Raw genomic sequence first — 2,948 nt, forward strand, 5'->3', positions numbered from 1 at the left:
GCAGACGTGGGTGGGCTGTAACAGATGGTTTCCCTGCATTGGACTCCAGGCCAGGAGGGTCCAGCTTGCAGGCAAGCGTCGAAATGCGACGGAATTCCCTGGCAGTCCAGGTCTTGCGTGCATCAGCTCACATCTTGGCCCGGATCGTGTCCGTTTTACACCGGCATTGCGCCTGATGCGTAGGCCGTCGCCGCAATCCGGCTTCAGGCTGTGAGCTGACTCCAGACTTTGTGGCTGCGACATAACTTGCCTGCGGCAAGTGAGTCTGCGCCGCAAGGTTCGATCTCAGCCTGTCAGCTGAGACCAAACCTTGTCCAGCCTCTTCACGCTGACGGGCTGCGGCGTGCGCAGTTCCTGCGCGAACAGGCTGACCCGCAGTTCCTCCAGTTGCCAGCGGAAGTCGTCGAGCCTCGCGTCGCGAACACCCTTCAGCTCTGCCATGCGGCGCGTGTAGCGCTGCTCCAGCGGCTTGACCTCGCTCATCAGTTTGGCGTCGCGGTCCGGGTCGGCGCGCAGCTTGTCCAAGCGCGCGGTGATGGCCTTCAGGTAGCGCGGCAGGTGCTGCAGCTGGGCCCAGGGCGTGTCCAGCGCAAAGCGCTTGGGCACCAGGCGCTGCAACTGCGCAGTGATGTCATCGCCGACATCCTTGGCTGGCCGAGAGTCTTTCAGTTTGCGACTCGCATTGGCCAGCTCCTGCAGCACGGCATGCGCAGCGCGGGCCACTTCCTGCGCAATGAGATTCAGGCGGCTGCGGCCTTCTTCAATGCGCTTCTTGAAGCTGATCGGATCGGTCGGCAGAGGGTCGGCCAGGAAGGCGCGGTCCAGGGCCACGCCGATGATCTGGTCACGCAGGTCCTCGGCCGTACCCAGGCCCATGTAGAGCACGGACATGCGTTGCAGGTCGGGAATGTTCTTTTCCAGGAACTTCAAAGGTTCCTTGAGCTGCAGTGCGATCAGCCGGCGCAGGCCGGCGCGGTGCTTGGCGGCGGCCACCTCGGGCTCGTCGAAGACCTCGATCTCGACGTGCGCACCCTTGTCGATCAGCGCCGGGAAGCCGATCAGCGTCTGGACGCCAGAACCCGGTTTCTGGACTTCAAGCAGCTCGGGCAGCTCGCCGAAAGTCCAGTCCGTATAGGCCTGAGCGGCATCGCGCACGGGTGCCGCGGGCTTGACGATCTCGGCGCGGATGCCGCGTTCGGGTTGCGGCTTCGGAGCAGGTTCCGCGGCGGGTAGCTTCAATGCCGCCAGCGCCTGGAAGGCCGACCTCGCCTGCCCGCCCAGCTCCGCCTTTAGCGCCGCCAGTTGGCGGCCCTGACCGAGCTGGCGGCCATGCTCGTCGACGACGCGGAAGTTCATGAACAGGTGGGGTGCCAATTGCTCCAGCTTGAAGTCGTTGCGCTGCACGGCGATCTGGCTGCGGTCCTTCACGGCCCTGAGCAGCGTGTCCACCAGTCCACCCTGGCAGAACGGCTGCAGCTCGATGAACTCGGCGACGAAATCCGGCAGCGGCGTCAGCCGCGCGCGCGGTTTCTGGTGCAGGCTCTTCAGCAGCGCCGTCACCTTTTGCGCCAGCATGCCCGGCACCAGCCATTCGGCGCGTTCCTCGCTGACCTGGTTGAGCGCAAAGATGGGCACGGTCACCGTCAGGCCATCGCGGGCGTCGCCGGGCTGGTGCAGATAGGTCGCCGCGCAGTCCACGCCGCCCAGGCGGATGACCTTGGGGAAGGCCTCGCTCGTGACACCCGCCGCCTCGTGGCGCATCAGCTCGTCCTGGCTGAGCTGCAGCAGCTTGTCGTCGCTCTTGCTGGCCTCGCGCCACCACTTCAGTAGCGTCGCGCCGGAGAACACGTTCGCCGGCAGCTTGTCGTCGTAGAAGGCGTAGATCAGCTCGTCGTCGACCAGCACGTCCTGGCGGCGCGACTTGTGCTCCAGCGCCTCGACCTTGGCAATCTGGCGTCGGTTGTGGGCCAGGAAGGGCAGCTGCCGCACGAGGTCATCCGGCAGGTCGTCATTGACCAGGCCCTCGCGGATGAAGATCTCGCGCGCCGCCTTCGGGTCCACGCGGCCGAAGTTCACGCGCTTGTTGCTGTACAGCACGATGCCGTAGAGCGTCGCGCGCTCGAGCGCCACGACCTCGGCAGCCTTCTTCTCCCAGTGCGGCTCCAGCAGCTGGGTCTTGATCAGATGGCCGGCGATGGGCGGCAGCCACTGTGGCTCGATGTTGGCGATGCCGCGGCCGTACAGGCGCGAGGTGTCGACCAGCTCGGCGGCCACGATCCAGCGGCCCGGCTTCTTGCTCAGGTGGGCGCCAGGGTGGCGGTAGAACTTGATGCCGCGCGCGCCGAGATACCAGTCCTCGTCGTCGCTTTTCTGGCCGATGTTGCCGAGCAGCCCGGCCAGCATGGACAGGTGCAGCTGCTCGTAGGTGGCGGGGCTCTGGTTCAGCCGCCAGCCGTGCTCGGCAATGACGGTGTGGAGCTGCGAGTAGACGTCGCGCCACTCGCGCACGCGGCGCGGCGAGATGAAGTTCTCGCGCAGCAGCTGCTCATGGCGGCGGTTGCTGAGCTTGTGCTCGGTGCCGCCACCCTTCGATTCCTCCAGCCACTTCCACAACTTCAGATAGCCACTGAACTCGCTCTTTTCGTCGTCGAACTTCTTGTGCTTTTCGTCCGCGGCCTGGGCGGCTTCCATCGGCCGGTCGCGCACGTCCTGGCCGCTGAGCGCCGACGCGATGACCAGCACCTCGGACAGCGCCTCGCGGTTCTTGGCCTCCAGGATCATGCGGCCCACGCGCGGGTCCAGCGGCAGGCGCGAGAGCTCCTTGCCCAGAGGCGTCAGCTCGTTGGCGTCGTCGGTGGCGCCGAGTTCTGCCAGCAGTTGGTAGCCGTCGGCAATCGCCTTGGGCCGCGGCGGCTCCAGGAAGGGGAAGCGCTCGACCTCGCCCAGGT

Annotated in this window: 1 protein-coding gene; it reads right to left on the reverse strand. The window is 66.1% G+C overall.

All coding sequences use genetic code 11. The features are described 5' to 3' along the window. Window positions 1-285 precede the first annotated feature (285 nt). The coding region (locus AC1DU6_RS25595) for a DUF3418 domain-containing protein (protein ID WP_477860537.1) at window positions 286-2,948 on the reverse strand (2,663 nt) is incomplete at its 5' end.

It is taken from the genome of Roseateles sp. P5_B10, from assembly GCF_056400485.1.